Here is a 26,784-nt window from a genome sequence, read left to right on the forward strand (position 1 = left end):
TGATTTTGTTTCAATCGTCGCCGTCTAGCCAATCGCCGATGCCGCCAAGGATGCTGCCTTCGCCGACCGACCGTCCGCCGGCGCTCGGAGCGGCGGCAAGCACGCGGTCAGCGAGCCGGCTGAACGGGAGCGACTGCACCCACACCGCCCCGGGGCCGGTGACGGTTGCCAAAAACAACCCTTCCCCGCCGAAAAAGGCGGTTTTGATGTTGCCGACGTATTCAATATCGTAGTCGACGTCCTTCGTCATGGCGACAAGGCAACCGGTGTCAATGCGCAGCTTTTCCCCCGGTTGCAGTTCGCGGCGTTGGATCGTCCCGCCCGCGTGCAAAAAGGCGAGGCCGTCGCCTTCCAGCTTTTGCATAATAAACCCTTCCCCGCCGAAAAAGCCGGCCCCGAGCTTGCGTTGAAACTCAATGCCGACGGAAACCCCTTTGGCGGCGCATAAAAACGAGTCTTTTTGGCAGATGAGTTTCTCGCCCAGTTCGCTCAAGTCGACCGGAATGATTTTTCCCGGATACGGAGCGGCAAAGGCGACGCGGCGCTTGCCGCTGCCTTGATTTGTAAACACGGTCATGAACAGACTTTCCCCGGTGAGCAGCCGTTTCCCGGCGCCGACGAGGCGGCCGAGCAGTCCTTTTCCGGCTGAGGAGCCGTCGCCAAAGACCGTTTCCATCGCGATGTCGTCTTCCATCATCATCATGGCGCCCGCTTCCGCAATGACGCTTTCGCGTGGATCGAGTTCGATCTCGACAAACTGCATGTCATCGCCGTACAGCCGGTAATCGATCTCATGTGCGTTCATCATTTCGCCTCCATTCGGATCATATAACGTTCTGCTCTGTACTACGGAAAACGGCATTGGCCCGTTTCACAAAAAAGACCATCTTGCCGATGGCCTTTTTCATGGAGTCGTTTCCCCAAAATGCTGCTGGGACGGTCTTTCATCGTACCGGCGGTAGCTGTCTTTCGATGTATACGGGTCTTTTTCATACGCCGGCAAATCGCCGATGTTCGACATGATGCCTTCGTCATCCAATATGTTTTCCAGCAGCTCATGCTCCCGCGTCGGGTACACACGTACGTGTCTGCCATGCAAATCGACGGCCGCGAAATTTTCCAAATCCTCGACATAGCCGACGTGCTCCTCCGATTCGGCGTATACTTCTCCGTAATAATCAACATTTTTGCCAAGGTCGGACGGCGTGTCCGATGAACCGTAGCGGGCGACTTCCTGCCAAGCGTCTTCGGCGTCATAGGCGACCGATTCGTCGCGGTCGTCAAAATCGAATTTGCCAAACGGCGGCATGAGTACCCCTTCTTCGAGTGGCCGCTTTTGCGAGACGATTTGGTCCGGGCTGTGCTCCCGGCAATAAAGCGTTGTCGGCAACGCCTCAAGCCGCTCGTACGGAATCGGCTGGCCGCATGTGCGGCAAATCCCGTACGTGCCGTCATCGATGGCTTTCAGCGCCCGCTCGATCTCGCGGAATTCGCGCTCTGTATGGTCGTCCAACGCCAAATCTTTTTCCCGCTCATACAGTTCGGTCGCCTCATCGGCGGGATGGTTGTCGTAGCTTGCCAGCTCGCCGACCGCATCGTGGGCGTGGCTGCGCGTCATGCCGAAATGGTCGTTTTGATTCAGCCGGTCTTCAATGTCCCGCTTCATCTCAAGCAATGTGGAGCGGAAGGCGGCGAGTTGTTCGTTCGTCAACATCGGTTGCAACCCCTTCCTTGCAGCGTCTGTCTTGCATGGATTCAAACTTGAAAATGTCTGGAGCCTTTCAAACACAGGGAGCGTTTCATCCTTCCGTTGGCGGCGAATGGTTTCGCCGCGGGAGCCTATCTATATGGTGTAGTATGGGCGAAAATCAAAAAAAAACACGGCCGTTTCGACCGTGTTTACAGCCATTGGCCGACAAGCAAGCCGATGGCGAGCAAAAAGCCAAATTGTGTATTCGTTTGCGCTGTGGCCTTCATCGCCGGCATCATCTCCGCCGGTTTCGTTTTACCGATGAATCCGCGCGCCGCGGCCGCTGCTTTTGGCGCGCTCAGCAAGGCGAGCATCGCCCAAAACGGCACGATGCCAAACAGCACAAGCGCCACCGTCCAAAGAAACGCGGCGGCAAACATCATGGCAAGCACGCGGATCGCCCAGTCGCGGCCGACTAAAATGGCGAGCGTTTTTCGTCCTTTTTCGCGGTCGCCGTCCAAGTCGCGAATGTTGTTGGCCAGCAAAATGGCGCCGATGAAAATGGCGACCGGGACCGCCACGAGTACCGCTTCTTTGCTCACGCCGCCTGTTTGGATGAAAAAGGAAATTAAAATGATCATAAAGCCCATGAAAAATCCGGCGGCGAGTTCGCCAAACGGTGTATAGGCGATCGGAACAGGACCGCCAGTGTAAAAGTAGCCGGCCGCCATGCAGACCGTTCCGACAAGCGCGAGCCACCAACTGCTTTGCGCGCAAATGTAGACGCCGATGAGCATCGCTGCCCCAAAGCAGGCAAACGCCAACGCCAGCACCGTTTTCGGCTTCAGGCCGTCACGGACGATGGCGCCGCCGATGCCGACCGATTCCGGCGAGTCAAGGCCGCGCTTGTAATCGTAATATTCGTTAAACATATTCGTCGCCGCCTGAATCAACAACGAGGCGGCCATCATGGCGACAAACAACAGCCAATTGACAGACGTTTCGCCCATCGCCAGCACCGTTCCGACGCAGACTGGCACAAACGCCGCTGTCAGCGTATGCGGACGCGTCAGCCGCCAAAAGACGCGCCAGTCGCGGCGAGCCGGCGGTCGGTGGCCGATATGTGTGACTGGTTGCATATCCATTCCCCTTATATTCCTTGAAAATATGATCGGTTTCCGCTCAAAATAAGTGTAGGAAAACGTTTTAGGCGTGTCAACCCTTTCTGATAGATAAATGATTTCCTATTATATATAATGGATAATGGGAAGCAGGGGATGGAGAGGGAATTTTACGAAAGAAAGCGTGAGGATCGTGGCGATTGGATTTCAACATACACTCCAACAACAACTGCACGAATTGGTGGTGCGGGCGGCGCGGCCGTTTGTCAGCTGGACGGAATCGTTGGAAGGCGTCGATCCGGTTTCTTTTTTTATGCAAGGGCCGTCTTGCGGATTCCGCGAACGGTTTTTTTGGTCGGACCGAAGCGGCGGCACCATCTTGGTCGGCCTCGGCTCGGTGCATACAATTGAGACGGGGGAAAAGGACGGGCGGTTTCGCGAGGTCGATGCGCGCCGCCGGCAGTGGGCCAGCCAAATCGAGCGGCATGGCGACACGGATGCGCCGCCGCTGCTGTTCGGCGGGTTTTCCTTTGATCCGCACCGGACGCCGACGGACGTATGGCGCGGGTTTTCAACCGGAAAACTGATCGCGCCGGCTGTGCTTCTTTCGATGCGGAACGGGCAGGCGAAGCTGACCGTCACGCTGCCTGCCGGCGGTGGGGGGCGGGAAATCGAGCAGGTCGGCCGGCTGCTTGGGCGAATCGCTGCACCGCCGCTTCCGCCCCCCCTTCCCGCGCTCGTCGCGGCTCGGGAAGCAGACAGCGGACGGTGGATGGAGGCGGTCCGACAGGCGATCGCTTCGATTCGCGCCGGGGCGCTTGACAAAGTCGTGCTCGCCCGCGCCCGGCAGTTGACATTTGCCGGAACGATCGATGCTGGCTCCGTATTGGCCCGGCTTCGCGAGCAGCAGCCGTTTGCCTACTTGTTTGCCTTTGAACAAGACGGCCGCTGTTTAATCGGGGCATCGCCGGAGCAGCTCGTCCAAAAAGAGGGGGAGACGTGCCGTTCGATTTGCCTGGCGGGATCGGCGCGCCGCGGGGCGACGGTCGAAGAAGACGAACGGCTCGGCGCCTGGCTGCTTTCCGACCGGAAAAACCGCCAAGAACATCAATTTGTGGTGCGCATGATCAGCCGCTTGTTCGCCGAGGTGTGCGAGGCGGTCGAGATGCCGGACGGGCCGCAGCTTCTCAAGCTTCCTCATATTCAGCACTTATGCACGCCGGTTGTCGGCCGCGGCTGCCGGGAGCCGTCCGTGTTGCGTCTGGTGGAACGGATGCATCCGACGCCGGCGCTCGGCGGGACGCCGCGCGAACGAGCGATGGAAACGATTCGCGCCCTCGAGCCGCTCGAGCGCGGGTGGTACGCCGCTCCGATCGGCTGGGTGGACGCTTATGGTGACGGGGAATGGGCGGTCGCCATTCGGTCGGCTTTGCTTGCTGGCAGTCAAGCGTTCTTGTTTGCTGGCTGCGGCATCGTCGCCGACTCCGATCCGCAAAGCGAGTACGAGGAGACGAACGTGAAAATGGCGCCGATGTTATCGGCGTTAGGAGTGATGCACCATGACTGAGGCGTTGTCGTTGTATGTAGCCGCTTTCGTCGATGGGCTTGTGCAAGCCGGGGTGGCGGAGGCGGTCATCAGCCCCGGATCGCGCTCAACGCCGCTGGCGATGGCGATCGCCGGGAACCCCGCCCTCCGCTTTTCGATGCACATTGACGAGCGGTCAGCCGCCTTTTTCGCCCTTGGCATGGCGAAAGCGAAGCGGCGGCCGGTCGCATTGGTGTGCACCTCGGGCACGGCGGCGGCCAATTACTTGCCGGCGCTCGTCGAGGCCCACTATTCGCGCGTGCCGCTCGTCGTGCTGACGGCGGACCGGCCGCATGAACTGCGCGATGTCGGCGCGCCGCAGGCGATCGATCAGCTTCATTTATACGGCCGCTATGCAAAATGGTTTGTCGATTTGGCGCTGCCGGAAGAAGCGGAAGGGATGCTTCGCTATGCGCAGGCGATGGCGGCAAGGGCTGTTGGAGCGGCCGCTGCTGCGCCGGCCGGTCCGGTGCATGTCAATTTGCCGTTCCGCGAGCCGCTTGTTCCGGAAATTGACGATGGCGTCTGGGAGCGCGTGCAGGCGCTTAAAGGGGTGCCGCGTGTGGTGAACGGCCAGCCGACGGTTTCTGATGAAAGCGCGGCCGGCCTGTATAAAGAGCTCGCCGCGGCTCAACGCGGGCTGATCATCTGCGGGCCGCTCGACCGGCCCGGTTTCGCCGAGGCGGTCACCGCGCTCGCGCGGGCGCTCGATGTTCCGATTCTCGCCGATCCGCTGTCGCAGTTGCGCGCCGGCGCGCACGACAAAACGTATGTCATTGACAGCTATGACGCGATTTTAAAAGACGAGGCAATCGCGTCCAAGCTTGTGCCCGATGTCGTGCTCCGCTTCGGCGCCATGCCGGTGTCCAAGCCGCTGTTGTTATGGCTGAAGCGGCATCGCTCGATCCGCCAAATCGTCGTCGATGACGGCGGCTGGCGCGACCCGACGCTGTCGGCCGCCTACATGGTGCAAAGCGACGAAACAGCGTTGTGCCGGCAGCTGTTGCGTGTGGCCGAACCGAAAGCGGCCTCAAGCCCCTGGTCGGCGGCATGGCGGGAAATGAACGACATCGCCCGCACCGTGTTGCGGCAGCACTTGCCAGAAACCGAATGGTTTGAAGGGAAGGTGTTCGTCGAGCTTGCCGAATTGTTGCCGCCGGACGCGTTGCTGTATATCGGCAACAGCATGCCAATCCGCGACGCCGATACGTTTTTCTGGTCGACGGACAAGCCGCTCCGCGTGCTTGCCAACCGCGGCGCCAACGGCATTGACGGCGTCGTCTCGAGCGCCTTGGGGGCCGGCGCCGCCGCGGGGCCGCTTGCGCTCGTGATCGGCGATTTGTCGTTTTACCACGATTTGAACGGGCTGCTGGCAGCGAAAATGCACGGATTGCAGGCGACGATTGTGCTGTTGAACAACAACGGCGGCGGCATTTTCTCCTTTTTGCCGCAGGCGCGTCATGAAGGGCCGTTTGAAACGCTGTTTGGCACGCCGACCGGTTTGTCGTTTTCCGATGCCGTTGGGATGTACGGCGGACGGCACGCAACGCCGCGTACGTGGGACGAATTTCGCCGTCAAGTGGCGGAATCGTTTGAAGCAGGCGGGCTTCATGTTGTCGAAGTGCGCACGTCGCGCGCGGAAAATGTCCAAATGCATCGTTTTTTGTGGGAACGTGTTTCCCAGGAAATCGCGAAATTTCTCGAACATAAAGGAATGGTTTGATGTGGAGCTGAATGGGGTTCGTTACCATGTGGAACAATATGGCGAAGGGGAGCCGCTTTTATTGTTGCACGGGTTTACCGGCAGCGCGGACACATGGCGGCCGCTCCACCCGTTTTGGCGGAGGTTCCGCCTGATTGCGGCGGACTTGCTTGGGCACGGGCGGACGGAAGCGCCAAAGGACGCCCGGCGGTATCGGATCGAACGCGCCGCCGCCGACTTGGCGGCGTTGCTTGATAAGCTTGGCGTCGAGAAAGCGAACGTGGTCGGCTACTCGATGGGCGGGCGGCTGGCGTTGACTTTCGCCATGTTGCATCCGCACCGCGTCCGCCGCCTTGTGCTGGAGAGCAGTTCGCCGGGGCTGCAGACGGATGCGGAGCGGCGCGCCCGGCGAGAGGCGGATGAGGCGCTTGCGCAGCGGATCGAGCAGGAAGGGGTGCGTGCGTTCGTCGACCATTGGGAGCGTCTTCCGCTTTTTTTTACGCAACAGGCGCTTCCGGCGTCTGTAAGGGCGGCGGTCCGCCGTGAGCGGCTTCGCCATACGGCTGAAGGGCTTGCCAACAGCTTGCGCGGGATGGGAACCGGCGTGCAGCCGTCTTGGTGGGAGCGGCTTAGGGAACTTGACATGCCCGTGCTTCTTGTTTGCGGGGAGCGTGATGAAAAGTTTTGCCGCATCGCCGCCCGCATGCATGAGCGGCTGCCCAACAGCAGGTTCGTCTGCGTTCCGGGAGCCGGACATGCAATTCACGTGGAACAGCCCGGTGTTTTTGCTACAATAGTAAGTGAATTCATGACAAAGGGGGAAGTGTAAATGCCGTTTGAATGGGTGAAGCAGTACGACTATGAGGACATTATTTACGAAACGTACAACGGCATCGCCAAAATTACGATCAACCGTCCGGAAGTACATAACGCGTTTCGGCCGAAAACGGTGAATGAGATGATCGACGCGTTCACAAAAGCGCGCGACGATTCGAATATCGGCGTCATCATTTTGACCGGCGCGGGCGGAAAAGCATTCTGCTCGGGCGGCGACCAAAAAGTGCGCGGCCATGGAGGATATGTCGGCGAGGACGAAATTCCGCGCCTCAATGTGCTCGATTTGCAACGGCTCATTCGCGTCATTCCGAAACCGGTCATCGCGATGGTCGCCGGCTATGCCATCGGCGGCGGCCATGTGCTCCACGTCGTCTGCGACTTGACGATTGCGGCCGACAACGCGATTTTCGGCCAAACGGGGCCAAAGGTCGGCAGTTTTGACGGCGGTTATGGGGCCGGCTATTTGGCGCGCATCGTCGGCCATAAAAAAGCGCGGGAAATTTGGTATTTGTGCCGCCAGTACAACGCCCAAGAAGCGCTCGAGATGGGGCTTGTGAACAAAGTCGTGCCGCTCGAGCAGCTGGAAGAAGAAACGGTCAAATGGGCGCAAGAAATTTTGGAGAAAAGCCCGACCGCCATTCGCTTCTTAAAAGCGGCGTTCAACGCCGATTCCGACGGCCTGGCCGGCATTCAGCAGCTTGCGGGCGATGCGACGCTTCTATTCTATACGACGGAAGAGGCGAAAGAAGGAATGCGGGCGTTCAAGGAAAAACGGAAGCCGGACTTCGGCCAGTTCCCGCGTTTCCCGTGAGAACGGACCAAGCAGCTTGATGCCGCATCAAGCTGCTTTTTCGCATCTCACTGCCAGCGGGGCACATAAGGAAGGAACAACCTCGCCCCCGGAACAGGACGTTTCCACAGCGGCGGATGTTTTTTGGCGGGAGCGGCGGCGCCTTGTGCGATGGGCCGGCACGCCAAACGGCCGAAAGGAGGAGAACGCATGACCACAATGCCAAACTGGCTGAAGCAGCGGGCGTTTTTAACCCCGGAGCGGACGGCTGTTCGTGATCGAGAGCGGGCGAAAACGTTTGCTGAACTGTACGAAGCGTCGGCGTCATGGGCGCGCCGCCTCGCTGCAGCGGGCGTTCGGGAAGGCGACATCGTCGCCATTTTGATGAAAAACCGCATTGAAATGATCGAGATCGTCCACGCCTTGTTTTTGCTCGGCGCGCGCGCCTTGCTGCAAAACGTGCGTCTCACGTCTTATGAGCTCGGCTGGCAGCTCGATGACAGCGGCGCGCGCCTTGTCATTGCCGATGAGGAACTGGCCGGGCGCCTTGGCGGCGACGGGCGGGTGATGACGACGAGCGCGCTCGCCGCGCTTTCGGAAGTGGACGTTCTGCTCAAGGAAACGCTCGAGTTGGACGAGACGGCGACGATTATGTACACATCCGGAACGACCGGCACCCCGAAAGGCGTGCTGCAAACGTACGGCAACCACTGGTGGAGCGCGGTCGGCTCGGCGCTCAATCTCGGGTTGCACGAAGGCGACTGCTGGCTTGCGGCCGTGCCGCTGTTTCACATCAGCGGCCTGTCGATCGCCATGCGCAGTGTCATTTACGGTATGCCGATGTACATTCAGCCGTCATTTGACCCAAAGGAAGCGAACGCCTTGATTATGAACGGAACGGTGACGATCATGTCGGTGGTAGCCGCCATGCTGCAACGGATGGTGGCGGAGCTTGGGGAAGCGCGCTATCCTGATACGTTTCGCTGCATGCTGCTTGGCGGCGGGCCGGCGCCGCGCCCACTGCTTGAGACGTGCAAGGAAAAAGGCATTCCGGTGTACCAGACGTACGGGATGACGGAGACGTCATCGCAAATTGTGACGCTGGCGCCCGAATACAGCCTGACGAAACTCGGCTCCGCCGGCAAGCCGCTCTTTCCGGCCGAGCTATGCATTATGCAAGACGGAAAACAAGCTGCGCCGTATGAAGCTGGGGAAATTGTCGTCAAAGGACCGAACGTGACGAAAGGATACTTGCACCGCCCCGAGGCGACGGAACGGGCGATCCGCGGCGGCTGGTTTTACACCGGGGATATCGGCTATGTCGACGAAGACGGATTTTTGTACGTGCTCGACCGCCGCTCCGATCTCATTATTTCCGGCGGGGAAAACGTCTATCCGGCCGAAATCGAAGCGGTGCTGCTGTCGCACCCCGATGTCGAAGAAGCCGGCGTGACCGGCATCGACGATGACACATGGGGGCAAGTGCCGTGTGCCTTTGTAGTGCTGAAAAAAGGCGCTGCGGCTGATGAGCATGGGCTGAAGCAGTTTTGCCGCGAGCGGCTTGCCAAATACAAAGTGCCAGCGCGCATTTATTTCGTCGACGCGCTGCCGCGCAATGCGGCGCAAAAACTATTGCGCCGCGAATTGAAAACGTTGATTCCGGAAGCAGAAAAGCGAGCGTCCCGTCTTTAAGCAGGGCGCTCGCTTCGTCTGTTTGCCCGCCTTACACGTCATCATCCGTCCATCCGATCTCAGCCGCTCGATAAGCGACAAGCCGTTTCAAATCCGGCGGCAGCGTCTCGAACGAACCGAATTCGTACTCCCACAAATTGGCGAACGAGTCGATGCAACGTGGGGACGCCATCGGGCGAGTCCGCTTCATTTCCTTTTGGAACGCTTGAATGAGGCTCGCGCGTTTGTCCATCGTCATCCCCCTCGAACGATGCAAGCGCCGCCCGCAACACCGGGCAGCGCTTTATTTGCTGAATCGTTACGCTTCATTGGAAGGAGTAAACGTTTTGCAGTCCGTTTCCGACGAATCAGACGCCATGTTTCCGGCATGGCTGACGACGTAAATCGCATCAGCGCTGCAGCGGTTTCCTTCCGCCCAATAATGGCAGTTGCGCACTTCGCACAAAACGTCTTTGGCCATGGATGGATCCCCCTTGTCGTGATGAAATCGCCGGCACTACTAGTTTGGCGGTTGCGGCGAAATTTATGAGCGAAGCTGCCGGCATTTTTTCAGTGAAAATATTTATCATTTTCATTGACATAGAAAATCATTATCAATTAAAATAAAAGCAAGAAGAACCGAAAGAGGAGGATGGCGCTATGGCATCACTGCTTGTCGTTGGAGCTGACCATTTAGGTCATATTACGGATAAACTAGCGGATTCCGGGTTCCGCGAAATCATTCATGTGAGCGGCCGGAAAGTGAACATGGTGAAGCGCGGCATTCCGGAACATGTGGACGCTGTCTTGGTGATGACCGATTACATCAACCACAACTTGTCAAAAAAAGTAAAAGAGAAGGCGAAAAGCAAAGACAAGCCCATTTATTTTGTCAAGCGGTCGTGGAGCTCGATTCACGCTGTGCTCGAGCAGCTTGAAAAACATGCGTAAAACGGGGGGAGGCCATGTGAGCGCCGCATGTCACCACGCTTTGCCTGAGCGTCCTTGTGCGGTCGGCGCCTTTCTTCGACGCGTGGTCGAAGCGTATTGCCAAACCGCCCCTTCACTCCGCTCGCCGTTTTCGCTGCTGCACGCCATTGAGCGGCATCGTCCGCTTCTGCTTCGGGCCGCGTTCCCATCGCCGCTTCATCCTATTTCGTGCAGGAGACTCCCACTTCAACGACCAAAGGGAGTAAGTGGGAGAGGAATGCGCGTTCCCCTTTTCTTTTGTGTATGATATAATAAAGGCGTGGAGAAAACCGTTCAATAAAGGCACTCCAATAACTGCTACTCGATGTATGGGGTTGGTTACAGGAAACGTTGTAACCGTAAAACATCGAGCGTAGATCCGTCTGTTGTGTGTGGAAGCCAAGTACTGCCAACAGACACACCGAGAGAATCGGTAACGATGCAGGCATGACCTGCGTCGTTGGGTAGTTGTCAACCTGCCCAGATGCAACCCCAAGTCAAGGAAGGAGGACGAAGTCCGCTTGTACTTCTGGGGAGTTGCAAGCCCCCACTTCAAGCGTTAGCTAAGTGGGGGTAGTTGACTACGGCCTTGTGCTGGCGAAAGTGACGGACCATTTGCTCGAGTTTTTTGGGCCGGAGGAACGGGAGGAGACCCCGCTGTTGTTGGCTGGCGGGGAAGAACGGGAAGCGGCGCGGCTGTATATCGTCTACTGCGACCGGGTCCGCGTGCTGCTCTGGCGGGACGAAGAGGACGAAATCCGGCACTGCAAGGAACAAGTGCCGCTTTTATGCCGGGAGGCGGTCGGATTTTGCCCGTGCGAATTGGAATGCTGCTTTTTATCTTAATTAGGCGAGAAGACTCCCACTTCAACGAAGCGAAGCGGAGTAAGTGGGAGATGAATCGCCTTAACTATATTTTGCTGAAAATAGGATAGATTCAGTAAAATATAGTATAATATAGTTAGATGGGAGGTGAAAAAATGTATTTTTGTATCAAACAACAGCTAAATGGTTTGACCAAAGAAGAATACTTGACTCTTCGAGAACTGTGCCATATTGCCAAGAACATGTACAACGTCGGATTGTAAATTGGCAAACTTGTCATTGGCTATGCGGAAACATGGCAACGCAATATTAATCTAGGAAAAAAGACAAATCAAAACTTTGTCAATATTCCTCTCGGTAACATAAAAGAAAAACTATATAAGTTGCAATAAAGATTTTCCGATTGTTCGATTCTGTTTTCCTTCATAACAAGTCATTTTGATAGAATGCAGCGGGCGTTCTACTGGATGTAAAACAAAGTTTCAACTTATGTAGAATATCTTTGTAAATTTTACGGCATTGAATTCTTGAAACAGGAAGAATCCTATACGTCTCAAGCCAGCTTTTTTGACGGCGATGAGATTCCTGAATATAATGCCGACAATCCAAAAGAATATAAGTTCAGCGGCAAACGTATTAAGCGCGGCTTGTATCGAACAAAGTCTGGCAAACTAATTAATGCTGATGTCAATGGCGCATTAAACATCTTAAAGAAAAGTAAAGCTGTAGACCTGAGTGTCTTATGCTCTAGCGGCGAAGTGGACACGCCTCAAAGAATAAGGATTGCTTGAAGCAGTCAAACTTCTTTGGAAGCCCCCACTTCAAATTTTCTCTAGAAAATTAAGTGGGGGTAGTTCACGGACGGGCGGCCGCCGCATCGAATGGATTTCTGCTTGAACGGATGCGGAGGGACAATGTATAATCATAAATTGAGAATGAAAATCGTTATTTTGATTGACGGCGGAAGCGAAGGAAGGGGAGCGCCTGTTTAACGGGAAAGGGAATTGCTTAAGCTGCCATGGGGGCGAGTATTTCACCGACAGCGTCAAGGCGGTCGGGCCGGACGGGAAATTGACGACTGCCAATACCGCCTACTTGCACGATATCGGCACGGCCAACCCGAAAGACCGCGCTTCCAAAGGCGACGCCCGCGTCCGGTTCACGAACCCGCGGACGCCGAAGCAATGGGATACGCCCACCTTGCGCGGCGTGTGGGCGACGGCTCCGTATTTGCACGACGGCAGCGCGAACATGATCGAAGAGGCGATTCGGCGGCACGAGACGAAGGAAGTGCAAACGTTGATGCCGGAGGAAATTGCCGCCATTGCGGCCTACGTGCGCTCTCTCGAGTAGCAGCGGCCGGGGGAAAGAAAAAAGATGTCCGCCTGATGCCGGGCGGACATCTTTTTATCATCATAAATGTCCTATTTTTGAAAAAAAGCCCCGCTCAATGGCCGGAGCGGGGGCGGAGGATTAACGAAGCGCCTGTTCAATTGTTTTGATGTTTTCTTCCATCAAGTCGAAGTAGTCGCGGCCTTGTTTTCGATCCTCATCGGTCACCGATTCGAGGTTGTGCAAATACAGCGCTTTGGCGCCGATTTCGCGCTGGACCGTTTCGGCGATTTTCGCCGGCGTGTTGCGCTCAAAGAGGACGTAGCGGATGTCATGGCGTTTCGCCAAATCGATGAGCGCGGCCAGCTCTTTTTGCGACGGCTCGTTCGTCGGCGACAGCCCGGAGACGCTCAGCTGGCGGAGGCCGTAGCGGTCTTCCCAATAGCCGTAGGCGGCGTGGGCGACGAGCATCTCTTTTTTGGGCGCTTTTTCGATGACGGAGCGGAACTGCCCGTCAAGGCGCTCGAGTTTGGCTTTTAACGCTGCAAAGTTTTGGTTGAACTGTTCCTTTTTTTCAGGGTTCAGTTCAACGAGCAAATCGCGGATGTTCTCGGCGACCGCAATCGAGCGGATCGGGTCGAGCCAGACGTGCGGGTCTTTGTCTCCATGGTCATGCTCATGTTCTTCCCCGTGTTCGTCTTGGTGCTCTTCCTCATGCCCCTCTTCGTGGTTTGATTCAAGCAATTCGATGCCGTTTGTGGCCGCAAGAAATTGGACATGCTCATTTTGTAATGTTTCCTTCAGCTTTTCAGCGAACGGCTCCATCCCGTGACCGATGTAAATGAACGCGTCCGCCCCGGCGATTTGCTCGATCGTTTTCGTCGTCGGTTCAAACGTATGGGCTTCCGCGCCCGGCGGATAAATGCTTTTCACCTCAACAAGATCGCCGCCGATCTTTTTCGTGAAGTCTTCCAACGGATAGACGGTCGTGTAAATCGTCAGGCGATCGTTTGACGTCCCGGTCTCGTTCTCCGGTTTCGATTGGCAACCATATAGCAAGGCGCTTGCCGTTAAAAGCAAGGATAGAAGGATGGGTGCAGCTCTCATGGTCGACTCCTTTCTGGAATGGGGATAGGCGTTTTTATTATATCGTAATCATTACGATTTGAAAATGATGAAGCACGGCCGGTTTCCCTGACCCTTGACCGAAAGTTTGTTCATCTGTTTTGCCTCCTTTATGCATGAAAATAGTAATCATTACGATTTAACGCGATCCATCATACAAAAAAAGAAAGCCTGCGGCAAGAGTTTTTCGTTATATTTTTCGTTTCGGACGCCGGGCCGGCTCGGGAACAGGGTCGAAACCGCCCGGATGGAACGGGTGGCATTTCAAAATGCGCTTCGCCGTCAGCCAGCCGCCTTTCAAGGCGCCAAAGCGCCGAATCGCTTCGATTCCGTAGCTTGAACAGGTGGGGGAAAAGCGGCATGTCGGCGGCTTGAGTGGAGAGAGAAATCGCTGGTAAAAGCGGATGAGCATAATGAGCAGCTTGGCCAACCGAAACCATTCCTTTCTAGCTTGACTATCTTTAGCATAGGACAAATCATTCCGCCGTTCAAGAAAAAGGGATGCTTCGTGCCGCGCGGAAGCAAAGCAGGTGAAACACAGTTCGGCCTCCAACTGGATCAAGTTAGCCAGAAAAGTCCTATGGGCAGCAGTTTTTCCTCCGTCCGGGCACGAAACGGGCGTTTTCGCGGAAACGTTGCATGGGCAGCGTTTTGCCCTCCACCTAGGCATGAAAATGGTTCATCAAGGCGCATGCATTTTCGCGGAAAACGTTTCCCGCTTGGGGCTTGGGAACGGCCGGCTTGGCGCCGCTTTTTGCGTCAGCCGCCGCAAACGGGACGGGCGGCAGGCAAAAAAGGTGCGGGACAGGCGCCGTTTTGGTTATGATAAAAACGAAAACAACTGACGAGGAGTGATGGGCATGCCTTCCCCTGTGGAAAGCTTTGAATTGGACCATTGCGCCGTCAAAGCGCCGTACGTGCGGCATTGCGGCGTTCATAAAGTCGGCAGCGACGGCGTCGTCAATAAGTTTGACATTCGCTTTTGCCAGCCGAACAAAGAGGCGATGGATCCGGCCGCGATTCATACGCTTGAGCATCTGCTCGCGTATACGCTGCGCAAACATGCGGCCAAGTATGATCACTTTGACATCATCGACATTTCCCCGATGGGCTGCCAAACCGGGTTTTATCTTGTCGTGAGCGGCTCGCCGACTGTCGAAGAGATCATCGATTTGCTTGAAGAGGCGATGAAAGACGCCTTGAACGCGACCGAGGTGCCGGCGGCGACGGAGCGGCAATGCGGCCAGGCGAAGCTCCATGACTTGGAGGCGGCGAAAAACTTGATGCGCTTTTGGCTGGCGCAAGACAAAAACGAGCTGAAAAAGGTGTTTGGCTGACAAACAAGCCGGCCCCAAGCCGCTAGTGCAGCTGTTTCGGGCCGGCTTGTTGTTCGCCGCCGCGTTCATTCGGGAGCGGATCGACCGTATGCTTGTAGGCATACGCTTTGGAAGTCGTGACGACCGCCAGCGCAAGAACGACAGCGGCGATGATGAGGCAAACGATCAAGGTCCAGTACATCATGACGCCCGCCTTTTTTCTTTTTATTATACCATATCTGGCAGAGCTGGCGTTCATATTTCCGGTGAAATCGGGCAAGCTATCCATCGACACGTTTTCCATGTTTCATCAACAAGCCAGCTGGGTACAAGAACCATGAGGAGGAGTGAGAGGATGACAACTCGACTGATCGATCTTGTCAACAAGCAAATCGCCAACTGGACTGTGTTGTACGTGAAATTGCACAACTATCATTGGTATGTCACCGGGCCGCAGTTTTTCACGCTGCATGAAAAATTCGAAGAGCTGTACAACGAAGCCGCGACCCACATTGACGCACTGGCCGAGCGGCTGTTGGCCTTGGGTGGCAAGCCTGTGGCGACGATGAAAGACTGCCTCAAGCAGGCGTCCGTCAAAGAAGCAGCCGGGACGGAAACGGCGGAGCAAATGGTCGCTTCGATTGTCGGCGACTTTGAAACGATGATCGGCGAATTGAAAGAAGGCATGCAGCTGGCGGATGAAGTGAACGATGAAACGACGGGGGATATGCTGCTTGGCATTCATCGCAGCTTGGAAAAACACGTCTGGATGTTGAAATCGTTCTTAGGACGATAAGAATGAGGAGGCTGTCCTCAGGCCGGGGGACGGCCTTTTGCTTTGTCCTTTCTTTGTCGAAAAAGGGCGATTTTTTAGGGAATGCGCCGCGCCGCGTTCTCCCCTCCGGGCATACGATAGTTACGCGTATCCTATGTTCAAGGAGGGGGGAGCGTGAACAAGCCGATCCCGATGGTTGCCGTGTCGCTGTTCGGTTCGTTTCTGTCGCTGTTTGTCGGCAGCGTGGACTCATTTGTCGTGATTTTGCTTGCTTTGGTCATTGTCGACTACCTTACCGGCATTGCCGCCAGCGCGGTCGAAGGCAAGCTGTCAAGTCAAGTCGGCTTTCGCGGCATCATCCGCAAACTGTTGATTTTCGTTCTGGTGGCAGCATCGCATCTCGTCGATTTGGCCATTGGATGGAACATGCATGTAATCCGCGATGCGATCATTTTTTTCTATATCGCCAATGAGTTTATCTCGATTGTGGAAAACGCCGGCCGGGCCGGCGTTCCGATCCCGTCCGTGCTGCGCAAGGCGATCGAGCTGTTGAAAGATGAAATAAAATAAGCATATTTTTCCCCGATTGCCCCACACTAAGCAAAAAGAGCAAAAGAAGGAGTGGATGAAGGTGGCAGATGAACAAAAAAAGACGTATTACGTCTCAATGGCGCACGGGGAAATTTCCCAGTTGAAAACGGCATCGCCGTGGGACTTTCAAATTGAGGCGACCGACGAGGAAATCGCACGCCTGCGCGAGTATTTTGACCAAAACTACTCCACCGACTGGCAGGCGTTTTGGCGCACCCATGTGCCGTACATCCAATACCACTATGATCGGGAAAACGATGCGTACGACCGGACGATGGTCGACATTTACAAAATGATTTATGAGCTCGGCAACGACGAAGCGAAAGCACACATCCGCTCGATGGGCATTCTTCCGGACGAACGCGACGCATAAAAAAGCCGCGAAGGAAGCGGCTTTTTTCGGTATAATGGGGAGAGGAAAGGAGCGAGTCCGATGCATGAATTTCGCGATTATTACGGACATCGCGTTCGGCTGGCCTTTGCGGATCATCCGTTTTCCCCCTCCCCCGGGCATGTATGGGTCATTTGCCGCTATGGCGGGCGATGGCTGTTGACGGATCATCCGCGCCGCGGCCTTGAGTTTCCCGGCGGCAAGGTGGAAGAAGGGGAAACAGCGGCGGAAGCCGCGGCCCGCGAAGTGATGGAAGAAACGGGGGGAATTGTCGGCCGGCTCGAATACATCGGCCAATATAAAGTGGAGCCGGATATCGTGAAAAACATTTATTTTGCCGACATCGCTGCGCTCGTCGAGCGGGGGTCGTATTTGGAAACGAACGGCCCGGTGCTGCTTGAGGCGCTGCCGGATGACATCCGCGCCGATCAGCGTTTCAGCTATTTCATGAAAGATGACGTGCTTTCACTGGCGCTTGCCAAGTTGAAACAGCGCGGGCTGATCGATTGAAAAGGGGCGCCGATCGGCGGCTCCCGAAGATGGGCTTCCCAAAAGCGGCGGATGCCGGCTCATTGGGACGACAGGAATGAAACGAGACGCCCGTCAACATTCGGCGAGCGTCCCGCTAGCGGCGGTTTCCCCATTTTTTTTCGATCAAGGCGACAAGCTGATACATAACGGTCGACAGCAAGGCGACAATGAGCAGGCTCATCAACACAAGGGTGAAGTTGAACACTTGGAAGCCGTAAATGATTAAATACCCAAGCCCTTGCTTGGAGATGAGAAACTCGCCGGTGATGACGCCGACCCAAGCGAGGCCGACGTTCACTTTCAACGTCGAAATGATCGCCGGGAACGACGCCGGCAGCACCGCCTCTTTAAAGCATTGGTAGCGGGTGGCGCCGAACGTCCGCAGCACTTTCAAATAGTTCGGATCAACTTCTTGGAACGCCGAATAGACGACGATCGTTGTGATGATGACCGAAATGACGACGCCCATGGCGATAATCGACGTAAATCCCGGTCCAAGAGCGACGATCAAAATCGGCCCGAGGGCGACTTTCGGCATGGCGTTGAAGACGACCAAATATGGATCGAGCGTTTTCGCCAGGCGCGGAAACCACCAGAGGACCGCGCCGATGAGCGCCCCGCCGGCGGTGCCGATCAGAAAGCCGAGCAACGTTTCAAACAATGTCGCCCACGTGTGGACAAACAGCGAATGATCGCCGAGTTTTTCGCCAAACAGCTTGGCGATGGCGGAGGGCGAACTGAATAGGAGCGGATCGACCCAATGGAAGCGGCTCGCCGCTTCCCAGACGGCGAAAAAGGCGACAAGTAGCGCCGTCTGCCAAAGGCGGATCACTCGCCGCTCTTTGCGCAATGCGGCGAGGTATTCACGGTGCAGCGACTGGATGCGGTCAGGAGCTTGATTCAAGAGCCTCCATCTCCTTCCAAATGGATTGGAACAATGGCGAAAACGCCGGATGCTGGCGGGCGGCAAGCGGCGGGCGGCCGCGCAGTTCATCCGGGATGACAAACGTCCGCACAAGGCGCCCAGGGCGCGGCGAAAACAAGAAAATGCGATCGCTCATGGCGATGGCTTCTTCGATGTCATGGGTGACGAGCACCGCTGTTTTTTCGTATTGTTTTAACGTCTTCCAAACGAGTTCTTCCAGTTTCAGCTTTGTTTGTTGATCGAGGGCGGAAAACGGTTCATCAAGCAAAAGCAGCTTCGGGTCGGTCGCCAACGTGCGCACGAGCGCCGCACGCTGGCGCATGCCGCCGGACAGCTGGCTCGGGTAATACGACTCGACGCCGCCAAGGCCGATCTCCGCCAGCAGAGCGAGCGCCCGTTCTTTGGTTTGAGCAGTTAGCGTTCTAGTCATTTTTAAGCCGAGAAGGATGTTTTCTTCGATTGTTTTCCATGGGAATAGGTAGTCTTGCTGAAGCATGTAGCCGACCGCGCGCCGCGCCGTCGGCGCGGCCATTCCGCTCGGCCAAATCGGTTGGCCTTCGATGTGGACCGCCCCTTCTGTCGGTTCAATCAGCCCAGCGATGATGGACAAAAGCGTCGTTTTGCCGCAGCCGCTTGGGCCGAGAAAGGAGACAAATTCTCCTTTCTCGACGGACAGCGACACATCATCGAGTGCAGTGACAGCGGTCGTTTTTGTCAAATACGTGTGCGAAAGGCGGTCGATGGCAAGAAACATTTCGTTCACCTGCTTTCGTCACTTGTTCATCGCGTTTTTGGCAAACGACGAATCAACAAGCGTGTTCAGGTCGATGCGCTTCGGCAGCTCGCCGGCTTCGGCCATAATGGTTTGCAAGTTGTTCCATTCTTCTTCATCCAAAATCGGATCGGTCGCGTAGGTCCCTTGGCTTTTGTAGCGCTCAACCACTTTTTCGATGATGGCCGAGTCCGTGTCCTTAAAGTACGGTTGAATGGCTTTGGCAATTTCAGCTACGCTGTGCGATTCGACCCATTGCTGCGCTTTGTAGATCGCGCGCGTAAATTTTTCAATCACGTCTTTGTTTTCGTTCATGTAGCTTCGTTTTGCCATATACGACGTGTACGGCACGCGCCCGGATTCGGTGCCGAATGAAGCGACGATATAGCCTTTCCCTTCTTGTTCAAAAATGCTCGCTGTTGGCTCAAACAGCTGGACGAAATCGCCGGTGCCGCTCGCAAAGGCGTTGGCGATATTGGCGAAATCGACGTTTTGGATCAGCTTCAAATCTTGATGCGGGTCAATGCCGTGTTTTTTCAGCACAAACTCGCCGACCATCTGCGGCATGCCGCCTTTCCGTTGGCCGAGGAACGTGCTTCCTTTCAGCATCTCCCATGTAAAGTGGTCGATTTTCTCGCGGGAAACAAGAAACGTCCCGTCGGTTTGCGTGAGCTGCGCGAAATTGATGACCGGATCGTCCGTCCCTTGTGCATACACATAAATGGATGTTTCCGAACCGACCAACGCGATGTCCGCGCCCCCGGAAAGAAGCGTCGTCATCGTTTTGTCGCCGCCCCATGTCGTCGTCAGCTCGACATCGAGCCCCTCTTCCTTGAAGAACCCTTTCGCCAAGGCGACGTACTGCGGCGCGTAAAAAATCGAACGCGTCACTTCGGCGAGGCGCACGGTTTTAAGTGGTTTTTTTCCTTCGTCGGCGCCGTTGTTGCAGGCAGCGAGCGGCAAAAGGAGAAGAAGCGAACACAACCATGCGATCCATTTTTTCATGCGGCTTACCCCCTTTTCGTCCACGTGCGGTGAACATTGGTTTCACCTTATCGTATGCAGGAGGGAAAAATGTGTGAAGGCCTAGAAAAAATAGGCGGTCGGCCGAGAACAGGTGGCGGTCGGGCCGTTCCTCGCGCTCGAGGGCTTTTTCAAGTTGATGCTCTTCCAAGGGGCGGCATGCAAGAGCGGCGAGGCAGTCGGACATCTCCACTTGCCCTAATGAAAGAAGGCGTTGGGGGATGATGACGGGTGGTTCGCATCATCTAGTTTCGCGTAGGAAGGAGGCGGGCGTATGGACGGGGACATCATCGACCAATACCGGTTTCCGTCGCCGCACCCGGGCATCGAGGTGTTCGTTGTCACCTATATGTCCCAAGGGCTGAAGGTGAAAGGGTTTTTCGCGGCGCCGAAAGGAAACGGCGTGTACGACGGGTTTTTATATTTGCGTGGCGGGATCAAAAACGTCGGGCAGGTGCGAGTGCCGCGCCTCATCGAGTTCGCGTCGCGCGGATTTGCCGTCTTCGCCCCGCTTTACCGCGGCAACGGAGGCGGGGAAGGGAACGAAGATTTCGCCGGCGACGATCGCTATGACGCATTTGCCGGGTTTGAGCTTCTTCGCCGCCACCCGCTCGTCCACCCGGGGCGCGTCCATCTGTTCGGCTTCTCGCGCGGCGGGGCGATGGCGCTTCATGCCGCCCTTATGGCGGAAAAGGTCTGTTCAGTCGCAGTTTGGGGAGGGGTGACCGATATGGCGCTTACGTATCAAGAGAGGCCAGACTTGCGGCGGATGATGAAGCGCGTCATCGGCGGGACGCCGAACAAATGCCCGGAGCGCTATCGGCACCGCACGCCGCTCTACCATTTGGAGCGGCTCAAGGCCCCGGTGCTCATCATCCACGGCGGACGTGATGAGAACGTATCGATTGAGCACGCTTGGCGGCTGGAACGGCGGCTGAAGCAGCTCGGCAAACCGGTGACCGCATGGTACTTCCCCACGTTCACCCACTATTTTCCGCCGCCAGCCAACCGCAAGACGGTGCAAAGGCTTACACAATGGATGAAACAACAGCCGACGGTGTGATACGATACGAGTAGAAAGGCGGCGCGGCCGCCAACGAATCGATGGGCAGCCAAGGAGGTTGAAATCATATGGGCATGCCGATGGAAGTGCAGACGGTCATTGTGACCAAAGGGAAGGAACAGCGCGTTCAAGGAAATGTGTTTGTGCTGGAAAAAGACGGATACCGCTTGTATCCGCTCGACGTGCCGCTTGAAGTGCGCCGGACCGTACAAAGCGAAGCGAGCGGCATCGCGGTCGTGAAAAAGCTCGAGTGGGAAGACAACCGGACGACGGTGACGTACGAGCTCGTCAGCCTGTATTCGACGAATTGAATGCGGGAGACCGCGGAGCCGCACCGAATGGGGCGGCCGACTAAGTGGGGAATGGGAGCGCAAACGGAAGAACGGTTTGCGCTCCCTGTTTTGGAAGCGAGGGAAAACTAGGCCGCTTGCCCCGATTCCGGCCGTAACAGCGAAACGGATGAAAAAGTTCGGGGAAAAGCAGGAGTTGGGCCGGAAGAAAGCGAATAGGATGCAATGAATTTGATATCGCAAGGAGGGAAAACGTGGCCAAACAGCGAATCGATCACGACCGGTTGTTCAAGGAGCTTCTGTCGACGTTTTTCGAAGACTTTTTGCTTCTTTTCTTTCCTGACGTGTACGAGCACATCGACGTTCACCATCTCTCTTTCCTCTCCGAAGAGCTGTTCACCGACGTGACAGCCGGGGAGAAGCACCGCGTCGACTTGTTGATCGAAACAAAGGTAAAAGGGGAAGACGGGCTCGTCATCGTTCACGTCGAACATCAAAGCTATAAGCAGCGGACGTTCCCCGAGCGAATGTTCCTCTACTTCAGCCGCTTGTTTCAAAAACACCGCCGCCGCATCCTCCCGATTGCCATCTTCAGCTACGACGAACGCCACGACGAACCTTCCTCATTGATGATTCAATTTCCATTTTTGACGGTTCTTGACTTCCGCTTTCTGACGGTGGAACTGCGCAAACTGCCGTGGCGCGAGTACATCCGCCGTGACAATCCGGTTGCCGCCGCCTTGTTAAGCAAAATGGGGTATAATGAAAGCGAGAAGGTGGAAGTGAAAAAGGAGTTTTTGCGCATGCTAGTCCGCCTCGAGCTCGATGAGGCGAAGCAGCGGCTGTTGTTTGGGTTTTTTGAAACGTATTTGCGGTTGTCCGAAGCGGAGGAAATCCAACTGCGAAACGAGGTGAGCCAAATGGAGACGAAGGAAGCGAAACAAGTGATGGAGCTCATCATCTCATACGAACAGCGGGGAATCGAGAAAGGCATTCAACAAGGAGTCAAACAAGGAATCGAACAAGGGTTGAAACAAGGAATAAAGCAAGGGATGAAGCAAGGGATGAAGCAAGGGATGAAGCAAGGGATGAAGCAAGGGATTGAACAGGGACGTCAAAAAGGGATCGAGGAAGGGAAAATCGACATCGCGAAGAAAATGTTGGCGAAAGGGTACGATGTCGACACGATCCACGAGCTGACCGGGCTGCCGGCGGAAAAGATTGAACAGCTGAAGAAGTAAACCCGCCTTCGCATTGTCGTCGACCTCCAATCGTGCAAAAATCCCGGGGGATCGACGACAATCATTTTATGCGTTCGAAAAAACAGCCGGACAGGGAACGGTTCCCTGTCCGGCTGGGTTCTTGTTAAACGAGCGGTCCGCCGAGTTTTTCGATGGACGGATCGATGTGGGCGAATTTTTGGAAGTTGGCGCGGAATTTTTGCGCTAGCTCTTTTGCTTTTTGTTCGTATGCTTGTTTGTCGGCCCATGTGTTTTGCGGCTGCAGGACGTCATCCGGCACGCCCGGGACGCGGGTCGGGATGGCGAGGTCGAAAATCGGATCTTTGACCGTTTCGACGTTGTCGAGCTCCCCTTCGACGGCGGCTTGCACCATCGCCCGGGTGTAGGCGAGCTTCATGCGGCTGCCGACGCCGTACGGTCCCCCTGTCCAGCCGGTGTTGACCAAAAAGACGCGGACGTTGTGTTCGGCGATTTTTTGCCCGAGCATTTCCGCGTATTCGACGGCCGGGCGCGGCAAAAACGGTGCGCCGAAGCACGTTGAGAACGTTGCTTCCGGTTCGGTGACGCCGCGTTCGGTGCCGGCGAGCTTGCTTGTGTAGCCGCTTAAGAAATGGTACATCGCCTGTTCGCGCGTCAGCTTGCTGATCGGCGGCAGGACGCCGAACGCATCGGCTGTCAAAAACACGATCGTGGACGGATGGCCGGCGACGCTCGGGTCGATGATGTTTTGGATCGCCTGAAGCGGGTAGGCGGCGCGTGTGTTTTCCGTCAGCGTGCCGTCGTCGTAATTCGGCACCCGCGTCGCGTCGTCGAGAACGACGTTTTCGAGCACCGCGCCGAAGCCGATGGCGTCAAAAATTTGCGGCTCTTTCTCGCGCGATAGGTTGATGCATTTCGCATAGCAGCCGCCTTCGATGTTGAAAATGCCGCGGCTTGACCAACCGTGTTCGTCATCGCCGATCAAGCGGCGGTTCGGGTCGGTCGAGAGCGTCGTTTTTCCCGTTCCCGACAAGCCGAAAAAGAGGGCGACGTCGCCTTCCTGCCCGACGTTGGCCGAGCAGTGCATCGGCAGGATGCCTTGTTCCGGCAGCACATAGTTCATGACCGAGAAAATCGATTTTTTCATTTCGCCGGCATACTCGGTGCCGCCGATCAACACGGTGCGCCGTTCAAACGAGATGATGATGAACGCTTCCGAGCGCGTCCCGTCCACCTTCGGGTCGGCTTTAAAGTTCGGCGCGCAAATGACGGTGAATTGCGGCTCGTGCGCGGCGAGCTCCTCGGCGCTCGGGCGGATGAACAGCTGATGGACGAACAAGTTGTGCCAGGCGAATTCGTTGACGACTTGAATCGGCAGCCGGTATTTCGGATCGGCGCCGGCAAAGCCTTTAAAGACGAACAGTTCATCTTGTTTCATTAAATAATCGAGCACTTTGTCGTACAGTTTCTCAAACGTTTCCGGAGACATCGGCTGGTTGACCGTTCCCCAGTCGATCGTTTGCTTCGTGGACGGTTCTTCGACGATGTATTTGTCTTTCGGCGACCGCCCTGTGTACTTGCCGGTTGTCACCGCGACGGCTCCGGTGTGCGTCAGCCGTCCTTCGTTCCGCCGCAGGACTTTCTCGACGAGCTCGGCGACGGACAGTTGATGATGCACGTACGGTTTTTGCAGCAATACATCCAGCTTATTTGTCATGTTTGCGATCCCCATGTTCACAACCTGCCTTCTTTTTGTAATCACTCTTGAAAATAGTATAACACATTTTTATTAATAGTCCATACTAATTGTGTGGGTTTTTTTGAACTTATTTTGCCTATTTTTCAGATTTTGCACGCTCTCCCGCCTGTGCTTCAAGCGGGAGGCGGCCGTTCCCGGGTTGTCTTACTGTCTTGCTATTAAGGAAGCAGGCAGTGATGACCCAAATCGGCAATACGTTTGCCAAATCCGCCTCGTCTTGTTCAAGCATGCAGCCGGAAGCGGCACGTTTATATAGACGCGCTCCCCTCCTATACAAAAGAAAGGGGCTGCGTTTAGCTTCCCTTTGTTTTATGGAGGCAAGGGAAAGGCGCTCATTCCTCCTTTGCTTGGGTTCGTGCGCGGAAGCGGGATGATAAAAAATTCACTTCTGCGGTTGACTTTGTTCCTTCAATTGCGATAAGATAATTCATTGAACGGATACTCTTATCCCGAGCCGGTGGAGGGACAGGCCCGATGAAGCCCAGCAACCGTCACAACTGGACATGTGTGAAATGGTGCTAACCTGTGGCAAGGCGCAGTCCTTGAACGATAAGAGTGAAAGGAAGCAATACGATTGCCATGACCTTTCCTCAGCCGTTACAGGAAAGGTTTTTTATATTGCGAAGGGAAAAAGGGAAATGAGTTCCGTGTCGCCACATTATGTTAAGAGGAGGAAACAAACCGAATGTCAGCCAAACGCCGCTTGTTTACGTCAGAGTCTGTGACGGAAGGACATCCGGATAAAATTTGCGACCAAATTTCTGATGCCATTTTGGATGCCATTTTGGAAAAAGATCCGAACGCCCGCGTCGCCTGCGAAACGAGCGTGACGACCGGGCTGGTGCTCGTGAGTGGGGAAATCACAACATCAACGTACGTGGACATTCCGCGCATCGTCCGCGATACGGTCCGGGAGATCGGCTACACGCGCGCCAAATACGGGTTTGACGCTGATACGTGCGCGGTGTTGACGTCGATTGACGAACAGTCGCCGGACATTGCGATGGGAGTGGACCGGGCGCTTGAGGCGCGCGAAGGTCAGATGACTGACGAGGAAATTGAAGCGATCGGCGCCGGCGACCAAGGATTGATGTTTGGGTTCGCCTGCAATGAGACGGAAGAATTGATGCCGCTGCCGATTTCGCTTGCGCACCGCTTGGCGCGTCGATTGGCGGAAGTGCGTAAAACGGACGTCTTGCCGTACTTGCGGCCGGACGGGAAAACGCAAGTGACGATCGAATACGATGAAAACGGCAAACCGGTGCGCGTCGATACGATCGTCGTGTCCGCGCAGCACCATCCGGAAATTACGCAAGAGCAAATCGAGCGCGACATTAAAGAGCAGGTCATCAAACCGGTCGTGCCGGCCGAGCTGCTTGATGAGAACACGAACTATTTCATCAACCCGACAGGACGGTTTGTCATCGGCGGTCCGCAAGGGGATGCTGGGTTGACGGGGCGCAAAATCATCGTCGATACGTACGGCGGCTACGCCCGCCATGGCGGCGGCGCGTTCTCGGGCAAAGATCCGACGAAAGTCGACCGCTCGGCAGCGTATGCGGCCCGCTATGTCGCGAAAAACATCGTCGCGGCAGGACTGGCCGACAAATGCGAAGTGCAGCTCGCCTACGCGATCGGCGTCGCCCGTCCGGTATCGATTTCCATTGATACGTTCGGCACCGGCAAAGTGTCGGAAGACATTTTGATTGAGGTCGTGCGCAGCAACTTCGATCTCCGCCCGGCGGGCATCATCAAAATGCTTGACCTGCGCCGCCCGATTTACAAACAGACGGCTGCTTACGGCCATTTTGGGCGTACGGACATCGACTTGCCGTGGGAGCGCACTGATAAAGCGACGACGCTGAGAGAACAAGCGCTGGCGCTGGCGGACAAGTGATGAAAGAAAAAGAGCTGCCTGATCACGGTAGCTCTTTTTTGTCGGCGCACGATGTCCGCTGTTGCTGCAGCGCTTTGTAATACTGCCCTTTCTCGACATATTCGCGGCGGATGCGCTCCATTTCGCGGATATCGTCTTCCGTCAGTTCGCGGACGACTTTCGCCGGCCGTCCGAGGGCGAGCGTGTTGGGCGGAATTTTTTTGCCCGGCGGCACTAAACTGCCGGCGCCGATAAACGCGCCTTCCCCGATTTCCGCGCGGTCCAAAATGATCGAGCCCATGCCGATGAGCGCGTTTTTGCGAACGATGGCGCTGTGCAAAATGACTTGATGGCCGACGGTTACCCCGTCTTCAATGATAAGCGGATTGTTTGGACTTTGATGCAAAATTGAGTTATCTTGAATATTGACCCGGTTGCCAATCACCGTTGGTGCCACATCGCCGCGAATGACGGTATTGAACCAAATGCTTGTCTCTTCGCCGATCACGACATCGCCGGTGATCGTCACATAGTCGGCGATAAAGGCGGAGGCGGCAATTTGCGGCGTTTTGCCTTTGTATGGGTAAATCATGGGCGTTCGTTCC

At 55.9% G+C, this 26,784-nt stretch carries 29 protein-coding genes, 2 pseudogenes and 1 riboswitch; of the genes and pseudogenes, 18 read left to right on the forward strand and 13 right to left on the reverse strand.

Annotated features, from left to right (window positions below; translation table 11 throughout):
- Positions 1-10: 10 nt before the first annotated feature.
- From ETC02_RS02515 to ETC02_RS02525, 3 genes are all read right to left on the reverse strand, one after another.
- Entirely contained in the window at positions 11-805 is a 795-nt protein-coding gene (locus ETC02_RS02515; protein WP_033011754.1) for a TIGR00266 family protein, read from the reverse strand.
- A 99-nt stretch (positions 806-904) separates the two neighbouring features.
- Complete coding sequence (locus ETC02_RS02520; protein WP_050367722.1) at positions 905-1,714, reverse strand: yteA family sporulation protein; 810 nt, start codon at positions 1,712-1,714, stop codon at positions 905-907.
- 185 nt (positions 1,715-1,899) lie between these two features.
- The gene (locus tag ETC02_RS02525; protein WP_033011753.1) at positions 1,900-2,829 is read right to left on the reverse strand and encodes a 1,4-dihydroxy-2-naphthoate polyprenyltransferase; all 930 of its coding nucleotides are present in this window, start codon (positions 2,827-2,829) and stop codon (positions 1,900-1,902) included.
- A 175-nt stretch (positions 2,830-3,004) separates the two neighbouring features.
- On the opposite strand from ETC02_RS02525, the gene ETC02_RS02530 reads away from it, so the two are divergent.
- From ETC02_RS02530 to ETC02_RS02550, 5 genes are all read left to right on the forward strand, one after another.
- On the forward strand, positions 3,005-4,378 hold the full coding sequence (locus tag ETC02_RS02530; RefSeq protein ID WP_063210920.1) for an isochorismate synthase: 1,374 nt from the start codon (positions 3,005-3,007) through the stop codon (positions 4,376-4,378).
- Positions 4,371-6,119: a 2-succinyl-5-enolpyruvyl-6-hydroxy-3-cyclohexene-1-carboxylic-acid synthase gene (gene menD / locus ETC02_RS02535; RefSeq protein WP_063210922.1), complete on the forward strand. Its 1,749-nt coding sequence runs from the start codon at positions 4,371-4,373 to the stop codon at positions 6,117-6,119. Before ETC02_RS02530 ends, menD begins: the two co-directional genes overlap by 8 nt.
- A 1-nt stretch (position 6,120) precedes the next feature.
- The gene (gene menH, locus ETC02_RS02540; RefSeq protein ID WP_044742321.1) at positions 6,121-6,927 is read left to right on the forward strand and encodes a 2-succinyl-6-hydroxy-2,4-cyclohexadiene-1-carboxylate synthase; all 807 of its coding nucleotides are present in this window, start codon (positions 6,121-6,123) and stop codon (positions 6,925-6,927) included.
- The gene (menB, locus tag ETC02_RS02545) at positions 6,928-7,746 is read left to right on the forward strand and encodes a 1,4-dihydroxy-2-naphthoyl-CoA synthase (RefSeq protein ID WP_033009854.1); all 819 of its coding nucleotides are present in this window, start codon (positions 6,928-6,930) and stop codon (positions 7,744-7,746) included. It begins immediately after the preceding gene.
- A gap of 189 nt (positions 7,747-7,935) precedes the next feature.
- On the forward strand, positions 7,936-9,417 hold the full coding sequence (locus ETC02_RS02550; RefSeq protein WP_033009852.1) for an o-succinylbenzoate--CoA ligase: 1,482 nt from the start codon (positions 7,936-7,938) through the stop codon (positions 9,415-9,417).
- Positions 9,418-9,448: 31 nt separating this feature from the next.
- Here the strand turns inward: ETC02_RS02550 and ETC02_RS02555 are convergent, their stop codons facing one another.
- The gene (locus ETC02_RS02555) at positions 9,449-9,649 is read right to left on the reverse strand and encodes a hypothetical protein (RefSeq protein WP_033014606.1); all 201 of its coding nucleotides are present in this window, start codon (positions 9,647-9,649) and stop codon (positions 9,449-9,451) included.
- Between the two features lie 66 nt (positions 9,650-9,715).
- Positions 9,716-9,877 carry a DUF1540 domain-containing protein gene (locus ETC02_RS02560; protein WP_080729586.1) on the reverse strand — a complete coding sequence of 54 codons (162 nt, stop codon included), beginning with the start codon at positions 9,875-9,877 and terminating at the stop codon, positions 9,716-9,718.
- A gap of 179 nt (positions 9,878-10,056) precedes the next feature.
- On the opposite strand from ETC02_RS02560, the gene ETC02_RS02565 reads away from it, so the two are divergent.
- From ETC02_RS02565 to ETC02_RS02580, 4 genes and pseudogenes are all read left to right on the forward strand, one after another.
- Positions 10,057-10,347 carry a DUF2325 domain-containing protein gene (locus tag ETC02_RS02565; RefSeq protein WP_033009850.1) on the forward strand — a complete coding sequence of 97 codons (291 nt, stop codon included), beginning with the start codon at positions 10,057-10,059 and terminating at the stop codon, positions 10,345-10,347.
- Positions 10,348-10,932: 585 nt separating this feature from the next.
- The gene (locus ETC02_RS02570) at positions 10,933-11,211 is read left to right on the forward strand and encodes a hypothetical protein (protein ID WP_050367721.1); all 279 of its coding nucleotides are present in this window, start codon (positions 10,933-10,935) and stop codon (positions 11,209-11,211) included.
- Positions 11,212-11,678: 467 nt separating this feature from the next.
- Positions 11,679-11,981, forward strand: a pseudogene (locus ETC02_RS02575) (zinc ribbon domain-containing protein); the annotation flags it as partial.
- Positions 11,982-12,144: 163 nt separating this feature from the next.
- A pseudogene (locus ETC02_RS02580) lies at positions 12,145-12,543 on the forward strand (c-type cytochrome); the annotation flags it as partial.
- Positions 12,544-12,663: 120 nt separating this feature from the next.
- On the opposite strand, the gene ETC02_RS02585 reads toward ETC02_RS02580, so the two are convergent.
- Positions 12,664-13,629 carry a metal ABC transporter substrate-binding protein gene (locus tag ETC02_RS02585; protein ID WP_050367720.1) on the reverse strand — a complete coding sequence of 322 codons (966 nt, stop codon included), beginning with the start codon at positions 13,627-13,629 and terminating at the stop codon, positions 12,664-12,666.
- Positions 13,630-13,837: 208 nt separating this feature from the next.
- Positions 13,838-14,059: a membrane protein insertion efficiency factor YidD gene (yidD, locus tag ETC02_RS02590; protein ID WP_050368713.1), complete on the reverse strand. Its 222-nt coding sequence runs from the start codon at positions 14,057-14,059 to the stop codon at positions 13,838-13,840.
- 448 nt (positions 14,060-14,507) lie between these two features.
- Here yidD and ETC02_RS02595 point away from each other — a divergent pair, with 448 nt between their 5' ends.
- Entirely contained in the window at positions 14,508-14,984 is a 477-nt protein-coding gene (locus ETC02_RS02595) for an S-ribosylhomocysteine lyase (protein ID WP_033009842.1), read from the forward strand.
- A 22-nt stretch (positions 14,985-15,006) separates the two neighbouring features.
- On the opposite strand, the gene ytzI is transcribed toward ETC02_RS02595, so the two are convergent.
- Positions 15,007-15,168 carry a YtzI protein gene (ytzI, locus tag ETC02_RS02600; RefSeq protein ID WP_080729585.1) on the reverse strand — a complete coding sequence of 54 codons (162 nt, stop codon included), beginning with the start codon at positions 15,166-15,168 and terminating at the stop codon, positions 15,007-15,009.
- Between the two features lie 150 nt (positions 15,169-15,318).
- Between ytzI and ETC02_RS02605 the strand changes: the two genes are divergently transcribed.
- The 4 genes from ETC02_RS02605 to ytkD all read left to right on the forward strand — a co-directional run bounded on the left by ETC02_RS02605 (position 15,319) and on the right by ytkD (position 17,230).
- Positions 15,319-15,759, forward strand: coding sequence for a Dps family protein (locus ETC02_RS02605; RefSeq protein ID WP_011232333.1), 441 nt, complete (start codon positions 15,319-15,321; stop codon positions 15,757-15,759).
- Between the two features lie 153 nt (positions 15,760-15,912).
- Positions 15,913-16,308, forward strand: coding sequence for a phage holin family protein (locus ETC02_RS02610; RefSeq protein WP_013524459.1), 396 nt, complete (start codon positions 15,913-15,915; stop codon positions 16,306-16,308).
- Between the two features lie 61 nt (positions 16,309-16,369).
- Positions 16,370-16,702, forward strand: a complete 333-nt coding sequence (locus ETC02_RS02615; protein WP_050367719.1) for a hypothetical protein — start codon at positions 16,370-16,372, stop codon at positions 16,700-16,702.
- Between the two features lie 60 nt (positions 16,703-16,762).
- Entirely contained in the window at positions 16,763-17,230 is a 468-nt protein-coding gene (gene ytkD, locus ETC02_RS02620; RefSeq protein WP_047818907.1) for an RNA deprotection pyrophosphohydrolase, read from the forward strand.
- A gap of 115 nt (positions 17,231-17,345) precedes the next feature.
- Here ytkD and ETC02_RS02625 read toward each other — a convergent pair whose 3' ends face one another.
- From ETC02_RS02625 to ETC02_RS02635, 3 genes are read right to left on the reverse strand one after another with little or no spacing between them, the layout of a single operon-like run.
- Positions 17,346-18,155, reverse strand: a complete 810-nt coding sequence (locus ETC02_RS02625; RefSeq protein ID WP_033014564.1) for an ABC transporter permease — start codon at positions 18,153-18,155, stop codon at positions 17,346-17,348.
- The gene (locus tag ETC02_RS02630) at positions 18,139-18,930 is read right to left on the reverse strand and encodes an ABC transporter ATP-binding protein (RefSeq protein ID WP_050367718.1); all 792 of its coding nucleotides are present in this window, start codon (positions 18,928-18,930) and stop codon (positions 18,139-18,141) included. Before ETC02_RS02630 ends, ETC02_RS02625 begins: the two co-directional genes overlap by 17 nt.
- An 18-nt stretch (positions 18,931-18,948) precedes the next feature.
- Entirely contained in the window at positions 18,949-19,953 is a 1,005-nt protein-coding gene (locus tag ETC02_RS02635; RefSeq protein ID WP_050367717.1) for an ABC transporter substrate-binding protein, read from the reverse strand.
- Between the two features lie 292 nt (positions 19,954-20,245).
- Here ETC02_RS02635 and ETC02_RS02640 point away from each other — a divergent pair, with 292 nt between their 5' ends.
- The 3 genes from ETC02_RS02640 to ETC02_RS02650 all read left to right on the forward strand — a co-directional run bounded on the left by ETC02_RS02640 (position 20,246) and on the right by ETC02_RS02650 (position 22,565).
- A complete protein-coding gene (locus ETC02_RS02640) occupies positions 20,246-21,034 on the forward strand; it encodes an alpha/beta hydrolase family protein (RefSeq protein ID WP_049626452.1) in 789 nt (262 codons plus the stop codon).
- Positions 21,035-21,102: 68 nt separating this feature from the next.
- Positions 21,103-21,345, forward strand: a complete 243-nt coding sequence (locus tag ETC02_RS02645) for a DUF2584 domain-containing protein (RefSeq protein ID WP_033009830.1) — start codon at positions 21,103-21,105, stop codon at positions 21,343-21,345.
- 233 nt (positions 21,346-21,578) lie between these two features.
- Entirely contained in the window at positions 21,579-22,565 is a 987-nt protein-coding gene (locus tag ETC02_RS02650; RefSeq protein ID WP_050367716.1) for an Rpn family recombination-promoting nuclease/putative transposase, read from the forward strand.
- 124 nt (positions 22,566-22,689) lie between these two features.
- Here the strand turns inward: ETC02_RS02650 and pckA are convergent, their stop codons facing one another.
- Positions 22,690-24,276 carry a phosphoenolpyruvate carboxykinase (ATP) gene (gene pckA, locus ETC02_RS02655; protein ID WP_050367715.1) on the reverse strand — a complete coding sequence of 529 codons (1,587 nt, stop codon included), beginning with the start codon at positions 24,274-24,276 and terminating at the stop codon, positions 22,690-22,692.
- A 468-nt stretch (positions 24,277-24,744) separates the two neighbouring features.
- Positions 24,745-24,859: riboswitch (SAM riboswitch) on the forward strand.
- A 129-nt stretch (positions 24,860-24,988) separates the two neighbouring features.
- Between pckA and metK the strand changes: the two genes are divergently transcribed.
- Positions 24,989-26,200: a methionine adenosyltransferase gene (gene metK / locus ETC02_RS02660; RefSeq protein WP_050367714.1), complete on the forward strand. Its 1,212-nt coding sequence runs from the start codon at positions 24,989-24,991 to the stop codon at positions 26,198-26,200.
- A gap of 22 nt (positions 26,201-26,222) precedes the next feature.
- Here the strand turns inward: metK and ETC02_RS02665 are convergent, their stop codons facing one another.
- Complete coding sequence (locus ETC02_RS02665) at positions 26,223-26,771, reverse strand: gamma carbonic anhydrase (protein ID WP_011232320.1); 549 nt, start codon at positions 26,769-26,771, stop codon at positions 26,223-26,225.
- Between the last annotated feature and the right edge of the window lie 13 nt (positions 26,772-26,784).

This window comes from Geobacillus sp. DSP4a, assembly GCF_013096875.1.
Classification (GTDB): Bacteria; Bacillota; Bacilli; order Bacillales; family Anoxybacillaceae; genus Geobacillus; species Geobacillus thermophilus.

Coding starts and splice junctions, on each gene's coding strand:
- ETC02_RS02515 (WP_033011754.1), bottom strand. CDS start 805: ATGAACGCACATGAGATCGATTACCGGCTGTACGGCGATGACATGCAG.
- ETC02_RS02520 (WP_050367722.1), bottom strand. CDS start 1,714: ATGTTGACGAACGAACAACTCGCCGCCTTCCGCTCCACATTGCTTGAG.
- ETC02_RS02525 (WP_033011753.1), bottom strand. CDS start 2,829: ATGCAACCAGTCACACATATCGGCCACCGACCGCCGGCTCGCCGCGAC.
- menD (WP_063210922.1), top strand. CDS start 4,371: ATGACTGAGGCGTTGTCGTTGTATGTAGCCGCTTTCGTCGATGGGCTT.
- menB (WP_033009854.1), top strand. CDS start 6,928: ATGCCGTTTGAATGGGTGAAGCAGTACGACTATGAGGACATTATTTAC.
- ETC02_RS02550 (WP_033009852.1), top strand. CDS start 7,936: ATGACCACAATGCCAAACTGGCTGAAGCAGCGGGCGTTTTTAACCCCG.
- ETC02_RS02555 (WP_033014606.1), bottom strand. CDS start 9,649: ATGGACAAACGCGCGAGCCTCATTCAAGCGTTCCAAAAGGAAATGAAG.
- ETC02_RS02560 (WP_080729586.1), bottom strand. CDS start 9,877: ATGGCCAAAGACGTTTTGTGCGAAGTGCGCAACTGCCATTATTGGGCG.
- ETC02_RS02565 (WP_033009850.1), top strand. CDS start 10,057: ATGGCATCACTGCTTGTCGTTGGAGCTGACCATTTAGGTCATATTACG.
- ETC02_RS02585 (WP_050367720.1), bottom strand. CDS start 13,629: ATGAGAGCTGCACCCATCCTTCTATCCTTGCTTTTAACGGCAAGCGCC.
- yidD (WP_050368713.1), bottom strand. CDS start 14,059: ATGCTCATCCGCTTTTACCAGCGATTTCTCTCTCCACTCAAGCCGCCG.
- ETC02_RS02595 (WP_033009842.1), top strand. CDS start 14,508: ATGCCTTCCCCTGTGGAAAGCTTTGAATTGGACCATTGCGCCGTCAAA.
- ytzI (WP_080729585.1), bottom strand. CDS start 15,168: ATGATGTACTGGACCTTGATCGTTTGCCTCATCATCGCCGCTGTCGTT.
- ETC02_RS02605 (WP_011232333.1), top strand. CDS start 15,319: ATGACAACTCGACTGATCGATCTTGTCAACAAGCAAATCGCCAACTGG.
- ytkD (WP_047818907.1), top strand. CDS start 16,763: ATGCATGAATTTCGCGATTATTACGGACATCGCGTTCGGCTGGCCTTT.
- ETC02_RS02630 (WP_050367718.1), bottom strand. CDS start 18,930: ATGTTTCTTGCCATCGACCGCCTTTCGCACACGTATTTGACAAAAACG.
- ETC02_RS02635 (WP_050367717.1), bottom strand. CDS start 19,953: ATGAAAAAATGGATCGCATGGTTGTGTTCGCTTCTTCTCCTTTTGCCG.
- ETC02_RS02640 (WP_049626452.1), top strand. CDS start 20,246: ATGGACGGGGACATCATCGACCAATACCGGTTTCCGTCGCCGCACCCG.
- ETC02_RS02645 (WP_033009830.1), top strand. CDS start 21,103: ATGGGCATGCCGATGGAAGTGCAGACGGTCATTGTGACCAAAGGGAAG.
- pckA (WP_050367715.1), bottom strand. CDS start 24,276: ATGGGGATCGCAAACATGACAAATAAGCTGGATGTATTGCTGCAAAAA.
- metK (WP_050367714.1), top strand. CDS start 24,989: ATGTCAGCCAAACGCCGCTTGTTTACGTCAGAGTCTGTGACGGAAGGA.
- ETC02_RS02665 (WP_011232320.1), bottom strand. CDS start 26,771: ATGATTTACCCATACAAAGGCAAAACGCCGCAAATTGCCGCCTCCGCC.